The organism is Syntrophomonas sp. UBA5494 (assembly GCF_002426325.1).
This window is the reverse complement of record NZ_DIPG01000003.1, coordinates 1-7989: the sequence shown is the minus strand read 5'-3', so window position 1 is coordinate 7989 and position 7989 is coordinate 1. Positions and strand designations below refer to the sequence as shown.

Annotated in this window: 5 protein-coding genes, 1 tRNA gene and 1 pseudogene; 4 read left to right on the top strand and 3 right to left on the bottom strand. The window is 51.6% G+C overall.

Translation table 11 applies throughout. From position 1 onward, the window contains the following. From B3W37_RS00420 to B3W37_RS00410, 3 genes and pseudogenes are all read right to left on the bottom strand, one after another. A pseudogene (locus B3W37_RS00420) lies at positions 1-232 on the bottom strand (hypothetical protein); the annotation flags it as partial. A 60-nt stretch (positions 233-292) separates the two neighbouring features. Continuing rightward, positions 293-1816, bottom strand: a complete 1524-nt coding sequence (locus B3W37_RS00415; RefSeq protein WP_483174451.1) for a nitrogenase component 1 — start codon at positions 1814-1816, stop codon at positions 293-295. 15 nt (positions 1817-1831) lie between these two features. After that, the gene (locus B3W37_RS00410; RefSeq protein WP_483171723.1) at positions 1832-3172 is read right to left on the bottom strand and encodes a nitrogenase component 1; all 1341 of its coding nucleotides are present in this window, start codon (positions 3170-3172) and stop codon (positions 1832-1834) included. A gap of 527 nt (positions 3173-3699) precedes the next feature. On the opposite strand from B3W37_RS00410, the gene B3W37_RS00405 reads away from it, so the two are divergent. The 4 genes from B3W37_RS00405 to B3W37_RS00390 all read left to right on the top strand — a co-directional run bounded on the left by B3W37_RS00405 (position 3700) and on the right by B3W37_RS00390 (position 7741). Beyond that, a complete protein-coding gene (locus B3W37_RS00405) occupies positions 3700-4983 on the top strand; it encodes an adenosylhomocysteinase (RefSeq protein WP_483174450.1) in 1284 nt (427 codons plus the stop codon). A gap of 89 nt (positions 4984-5072) precedes the next feature. Next, positions 5073-6050 (top strand): stage II sporulation protein P, encoded by a 978-nt coding sequence (spoIIP, locus tag B3W37_RS00400; RefSeq protein WP_483174449.1) that lies wholly within the window; start codon positions 5073-5075, stop codon positions 6048-6050. A 137-nt stretch (positions 6051-6187) separates the two neighbouring features. Beyond that, a complete protein-coding gene (locus tag B3W37_RS00395) occupies positions 6188-7585 on the top strand; it encodes an MFS transporter (protein WP_483174448.1) in 1398 nt (465 codons plus the stop codon). Positions 7586-7666: 81 nt separating this feature from the next. Further along, a tRNA-Arg gene (locus B3W37_RS00390) sits at positions 7667-7741 on the top strand. Positions 7742-7989: the final 248 nt, after the last annotated feature.

Below are 7989 nucleotides of genomic sequence, written 5' to 3'. Positions count from 1 at the left end.
TTTTATACGTGGGCACTTTCAATTCTATCAAGTCGGTCCGGGTTGAACTGACTAGCTGCAGTTTCCCGTTCAAAATAAGCTTCCATCCCTCCTCCAGCACCCGGGACAGAGGCGGAATAAACTTCGGATTGGCCCAGCCCGCCAGCGGCGCCGCCTGCCATAAAACAAAAAACAGAATGATGAAATAATAGCTTAATAAACGCTGGTTTGCTTCGCGCACCCATTTGAGCATGAAATACCTTCCTTATTTGTAAATTCCCTGCCGAAAGGAGACTCTCCCGGACTCCCCCGTTTACAGCGCCAGATCCTGTTTTATATAGGCAAAAGGATCTTCGGCATACCAGTCCTGGCGATAGGGCAACCTGACATGTTTAACCAGGTTCTGGCTGTAACTGGTGTTTTTAAGGGTTCGCGTGAGCCTGCGGGCCACCTCGTAAACGCCCACATAACCCATATAATCGTAGGCCTGACCGAACAAGGGGAAGACCGGTATACCCTGTTTATTGGCCCAGCCATTGCCCCCCGGATGGCCCACAAACACATCCGGTTTATACCTGGCTAAAAGGTTGGCCTGCTCGAAAGGCTGGCCGGTTCCAATGTTGATGATGGCTTTCTCGCTTTCCGGGATTTCCGCCATCAACTCCTCCAACAGGCCTTCCCCGTAGCGGTCAAAGTGAAAGCCGCGCAGGCCCAGGACCTCCATGCCCAGACTGTGGAGCAATTCCGCGGTGGTGATGATCCTGATTTCACCGCCGCCCAGAAAAGCGGTTTTGCCTTGCAGAAACTGGCGATAAGGAGCCAAAGCCTGATTTAATTCCCGGACCTCGCTGTCGATCAACTTTTGCGCCTGCTCCTCCATCCCGAAAAACCGGGCTATATCCAGCAGCCACTTATTGGTGTTGGCAATGCCGATGGGAATGGTCCTCAAAATAAAGGGAACCCCGTATTTTGATTTCATATGCTCCACAAAATAATCGTCGTGGGTGGCGCATATGCTGACATTCAGGGCTGCTTCGAAGGAGTCCTCAAAGTCATCGGGATGGGCATAGCAGGGCAGTATCCTTACGTTGAGATCCAGCGACTGCAGCAGCTTCACCAATCCTTGCTCGTCGCTGCGGCTCATGGATGAAACATTGAGGACATTGACCGTGCGGCTGATGCGGTATCTTTTCTTTAACTCCTCAAGCTCATCAATAAGGACGGGATCTGCTTCCTCCTCTTCTATCCCCACCAGGGTCCTCAATATGCCGTGATAAACCGCGTCATAGGCCGTGGCCTGTATCTTGGTTTTGAAGCCCTCGCAATGCACGGGTACGATTCTGGCCGCTACCTGCTGCTGCAATTCCTCTATAAGCGTGTCGATATCATCGCCGATCAGGGCTGGAACGCAGCTATTCATAACAATAATGGCACTGGGCCGGTATTCCCGGTCCGCGTACAAAATAGCCGACCGGAGCTTCTCTTCCCCGCCATTGATCACATCCACTTCATCAAGATTGGTATTGATCCAACGCAGGCCGAAAGCATTCGGATCCCTCAGCTTCTGGTATCCTTTGGACACCCCCGCCTGGGCCACCAGGTTGGCGCCGCACCCGATCGGGCTGTGAACGATGATGACCGAATCTCTGATAGTATTCAAGATAGCCAGGCTGAGGGTTAGCTGGCAGCCCTGGCTTTGGGAGAAGGTACGGTTGTTGTTGAACAGACATCCTTTCTTGGATTGATTTGAAATATCGCAGCATGATCCTCCAAAGGCCATGCACGCTCCTAATCGCTCTTCACGAATGGGCGGCGTTTTTTCCTTGATGTAATCCATCTTTGGCACCCTCCTTTATCTATTTCCCACCAGAACGCTGAGGATATCTTCGGTCAATCTCAAAGCCCCGCTATATCCCGCATACCCCCGGTCCAGCACCACCCGGTTGGATATGGGATAGGTCACGGTTAACTGCGGGACCCCCAGCTTTTCCGCAATATCCCTGTCAATAGCGCTGCCCAGAATAAACCCCGGGTTGAAGCCTTCAAAATACCGCTGCCCCCTGCTTTGCCCCCAATGCCGGGCAATGTACTTCCCCACATTGGAAGCGTCGGTATCGAATACCACTTCAGCTTCAATCCCTGATTCATAGCCGTTAAATTGACCCCTTACTGTATCTTTTTGCTCATCATCCAGAAAATCCGTTACGACCGCCAGGCCCGGCAGCCATCCCAAATCATCGGCCAGAAACCTGGCCAGGGCCTGGGTGTAATTGGAATCGCCCACTACCACCGCATAGCGCTGCAAATCGAGATCGCTGTAAACGTCCGCGATTCTTTCGAAGTAGCTGTAATAGCGAGCCTGTTCTTCCTTGATCACCTTCTCTACAAAAGCTTTTTCAATGCCCAAGGCGTTTCCTATGGCCCGCAAAAATCTTTGGCTGCCATGATCGCCGATGGGAAATGGCACGGTAATGTAGGGAACACTGTGCACTTCTTCAAAAACCTGGGCGGCTTCCACGCCAAAAGTATCGGACACCACAATGTTTAAAGCAGCCGCCGCGGAATTTTGCAAGTCTTCCAGTGTCTCTCCCTCTCCGAAAAAGGTGTTCACCCGGTAGCCCAATTTTACCAGCAGGTCTTTGATAAGGGTGAGATTGCCTTTCCAGAATACATCCTGAATGGGAACCACTCCCCACAAATTCACCAGCCCCTTGTCTTTGGCCGGATTCTTCTCCACAAAGTCCTGAAACAGAGTCTTCAGTACGATTTCATAGCCTTTATAATAATTCCCCCGGAATCCTCCGGTTTCAGCGCCGATGACCCGGGCCTTCCCTCCATTAAACTGCTTAATGGAATTATGGATGTTGTCTCCGATCATATCCACCATGCATCCGGTAATTACAAAATACAGGTCTCCGTCCACCAGCTTGATGGTATTGGCGATTTGTTCGCTGAGCCTTTCTTCCCCGCCGAAAACGATCTCCCGCTCGGATGTATTGGTGCTGGGTAAGGCCTGGCCCGCGCAGTACCCGCTGCCCATATATCCCGCCGCCTGGTTCAGGGCCGTGGCCACATTCCCGCCGCAGCCGGTGGCGGCGTGTAGAATAGGCACGGTGCGCGGCAATACTTTAATGGTTCCTACCGCCCCTCCCAGAGAGCAAACATACCGGGGCCGCTCCACAAATTTACTCATCGTGCTACCTCCCCATGAATCATTGATCATCTTTTTGTGACCCATAAAAAATAGAGGCCACATTCACAAAGCGAATACGGCCTCCAGTTTTCTAGTCGGCTATTCTATATTAAATTATTCCTATATGATTAATAATAATTTACTGCACCATAAAACCTTTGTCAATAGTTTTTGACCTCGATTTAAGAACCCCAAGCAAATTTTGTTTCGACAAATATACCTAACGGATATCTCAGGCAAACTATGGCGTAGAAAGCCTCCTCCAAAGCGCTGTTTTGGCTTGCACATCAATCCGCCTCAATATAACGCAGCTTGATAATTTATTCCCACCCAAATCAGCACCGGGCGGGAATACTATATTATGATAAAATTAACTGTCATCACCAGGCCCGGGCCTGCATGGCAATGTTTATCGCGGTCTGAATAAAGCCGCCAAATCAACCCGGCTATAAGAATATGGAACCTCAAAGTCCAATTCTCGCAATACCACCGTTGGCTCGTGTTATAATTACACAGGAGGATGAGCAATGGACATGACTAAAGAATTCAGTCTCGCACAACAATCAATCATAAAAGATATCAATCTGGCGGCGGACGGCTATCGCAAACTGGAATGGGTGCAGGGCCGCATGCCGGTTTTGACCCGTCTCAACCATGAATACGGGCAATCTCGCCCCCTGGCAGGCAAAACCGTGACCTGCTGCCTGCATCTGGAAGCCAAAACCGGTTATTTGCTGCAAACCCTGCAAACTGCCGGCGCCAACGTAGTAGCCTGTGCCAGCAACCCCCTTTCCACTCAGGATGATGTGGTAGCCGCTTTGGTCGACAGCGGCATCACCGTTTTCGCCATTCACGGTGAATCCATACCAGAATACCAGCGCTTTCTGGGTCTGGCCCTGGACGCCCAACCAGACGCCGTAATAGACGACGGCGCCGATTTGGTGACACTGCTGCACAAAGAACGCCGTGAACAGGCCCAGACCGTTATCGGGGCCTGTGAGGAAACTACCACCGGCATCGTGCGGCTGCGTTCCATGGATCGGGACAACGCCCTGCTCTTCCCGGTTATAGCAGTCAATGACGCCTATATGAAGTATCTCTTCGACAACCGCTACGGAACCGGGCAATCGGTTTGGGACGGAATCAACCGCACCACCAACCTGGTGGTGGCCGGAAAGAATGTGGTTGTAGCCGGGTATGGATGGTGTGGCAAAGGAGTGTCAATGCGCGCTCTGGGCATGGGGGCTAAAGTGGTCATCACCGAGATAGACCCCATCAAGGCCAACGAGGCTATTATGGATGGTTTTCAGGTCATGCCTATGCTGGAAGCCGCCCGTTTAGGGGATATTTTCATCACTGTCACCGGCAATGTCAATGTAATCCGCCGGGAACATATGCAAAACATGAAGGATGGGGCTATCATGGCCAATGCAGGCCATTTTGACGTGGAGATTTCCAAACCCGACCTTGATTCCCTGTCTGTCTCCCGGCGGCTTTTGAAGAATAATATCGAAGAATTTGAACTCAATGACGGCCGCCGTTTATATCTCCTGGCCGAAGGAAGACTGGTAAACCTGGCCGCAGGGGACGGACATCCCGCCGAGGTCATGGATTTGAGCTTCTCTCTGCAGGCCATGTCACTGGTCCATCTGCTGCAAAACCGGCAAGAATTAGGCTGTCACGTCTATAACGTCCCCGCAGCCATCGACCAGCGCGTGGCCATGCTGAAGCTGGAGGCCGCAGGTGTGGACATAGACGCCTTAAGCCCGGAGCAGAAGGCGTATCTGGCTGATTGGGACACCAACCTGTGATAGGATAATTGCTGATCAGGCACCATCTCAGGCTTGATGGAATGATTGTTTTTTTGCATATCTAAACCGCCTTTCAGACATAATAGTTAATGCTATTGAGGAAAGGCGGTTTTGTTATGGAAACAACGGCTAAACGGTATTTATGGGTATTTTTCGCAATCCTGCTCATAATACTGGCAGGTGCTTATCTGATGAATCTTATCAATGCTCCCCAGTCCAAACCCCTGGGGGATAATCAGAGCACCCCTTCCTACTACACCGTGCGCGATGAAGCCGGCAATGTAATTCTGGAAACCGGCGTCCCCATTCAGGTCGACGACATATGGATCAGCGACCAGAATCAGCATTATCAGGTGACCAGGGTGGAAAGAGACCAGGCCTGGGCTGCCCTTAAGACCGCCGATAACTCGCCTTTGAAGTCAATGCTGAAACCTGACAGCCTTGCCGCTCAGCCGGTCCTGGGGCCCAGCATACCGGTGCAAACCCCGCCCCAGGACATTCATGTGGTGATTTACCACACTCACAGTGACGAATCATATGTACCTACTTCGGGTACCGCTTCCAAACCCGGAAATGGAGACGTGTATCAAATCGGAGCAAAACTGGCGGATACTTTTAAACTCAATGGCATCAGCGTCACTCATAGCCTGAACAATCACAACCCCCATGATATCAACGCCTACCATCGCTCCCGTCGAACTGCCACTCAGCTCTTGGCTGAGGGGCCTGATGCGGCCTTTGACATACACCGCGATGCAGCCCCGGCGTCGGCTTATCAAACTACCATTAACGGCATCCCCTGTGCACGGGTAATGATTGTTATGGGACGGTCCAATCCCAATTTCCAAACCAATCTGAATTATGCCCTGCAGGTCAAGGCGGCGGCTGATTCCCTGTATCCCGGGCTTTTGAGGGGCATCTTCATCGGACGCGGGAACTATAATCAGGATCTTTATCCCACCGCCCTGCTTCTGGAGGTGGGCACTCACGGGAACTACCTGTTGTCCGCAGAACGGGCCGTAACGGCGATGGGCGATGCCTTGATCGCGGTCCTGCGCAACCGTTAGCCGTCATCTCATCCGGACATCACTAGTTTAAAGCCATTATTTGGGCAGATTGCTTCTTTCCCGGAATCGATATTATATAATAATAAAAGTTGCAGGCTATTATTTTTAGCCTGAGGATACCGGGGAAGGGTGAGTTTTTGAAAATCGCACCGAAATGGCAGGTTCTAACCATTGTCTGTCTGGGCATCTTTATGGCCACCCTCGATGGGAGCATATTAAATATCGCCAATCCCACCATTGCCCGCAGCCTCGGGGTCGATCTACAGCAAATCCAATGGGTGGTGACCGCTTATATGCTGGCTGTCACTGCTACCCTCCTGTTTCTCGGCAACCTGGGCGATAGGATCGGCAGCAACAAGATTTACACAGCCGGTTTTTTAGGCTTCACCCTGGGTTCGTTATTTTGCGGAATGTCCGATACGCTCTACAGTTTGATAGCAGCCCGGGTATTTCAAGCCCTGGGGGCCAGTATGCTCATGGCTACCGGAATCGGCATCGTATCCAACAGCTTCCCTCCTGAAGAGCGGGGTAAGGCTCTGGGCTTTACCGGCAGTGTAGTCGGCATCGGCAATATGGCCGGTCCAGCCCTGGGTGGTTTTCTGGTAGCCCGCTTCGCCTGGCCCGTTATCTTCTGGATAAATGTCCCCATCGGCGTTATGGCCTTCTATCTGGCCTGGCGATATCTTCCCCAGCAAGCCCCCGGCGAGACAGATAAGGGATTCGACCCCATCGGCATCTTGCTTTTCGGGTCAGCCGCGATAATTCTGGTACTATCAATGGCGACCGCAGTCAGCATTGAATGGCGGCTGTTTGTTCTGGGACTGGTTCTGCTCCTGGGCTTTTACTGGTATGAAAGGGGCAATCCCCGCTCCATGCTGGACCTGGGATTGTTTAAGATAAAGGCGTTTCTGTTCGGCAATATAATGGGGTTCATCGTCTACATGGTGCAGACCTTCATGTTCTTCCTGCTGCCGTTTTATTTGGAGGGATTATTAGGCTATTCTCCGGCCCAATCGGGTCTGTTTATGACCATCCCGCCCATATGCCTGGCCGTCACCGCACCACTGGCGGGGAGTCTGTCCGACCGCATCGGTCCGGCCCGTTTAACCTCCATTTCCTATCTCCTGGCCAGCATCGCCTTTGCGGTGTTCAGCTTGATGAACACCGCGACCGGCCCGCTGCATATAATTAGCGGATTGGTAATTTACGGCATCGGGATGGGATGTTTCGGTTCACCCAACAACAGTTCTATTCTGGGCTCGGTTCCCAAAACCAAAGCCGGTTACACCGGGGGATTTATCGCCACCATCCGCAACTTCGGCTTTGCCATGGGCATAGCCTTATCGGCCAGCCTGTTCACCTGGTTCTTAGCCGTTAATCAGTTGAGTCTGCCCTATGAACAGGCCTATGTAATGGCCTCGCACCGGGTTTACCTGTTTGCTGCAGGGCTCAGCCTGACGGGCCTCTTGATTTCATTGCTCACCGGCGGGCTGCGGGAAGCCCCGGAAAGAAACGCTACGGCCCGGGATTCTTGATTCTCATGCCAGGCTGCCGCCTTTGCAGAGGTTGCCCTTTGACCTGGCTATTTAATTCTGCTATAATCAGTAATGCATTATGCGCCTGTAGCTCAGTGGATAGAGCACCGGCCTCCGGAGCCGGGTGCGGAGGTTCGATTCCTCTCAGGCGTACCATAAGAAAAATAGGCACTTTCATCCTAACTGAAAGTGCTATTTTTTTGATTTGACAGAAGTTTTGACAGAAGTCTTTTTGTCTCGATCACATAATTCGTATTTCTTGCGACTTTTCTTGAGGAATAACTTTGCCATTATTAACCACCAGCGTCAATTTGGGTTTCTCTTCTGATGGTTCCATTATGTGTTTGGCAAGTAGAAAATGCCTTAACTTTTTTCATCGGATTTTTTTATGCCCGATTATCCCA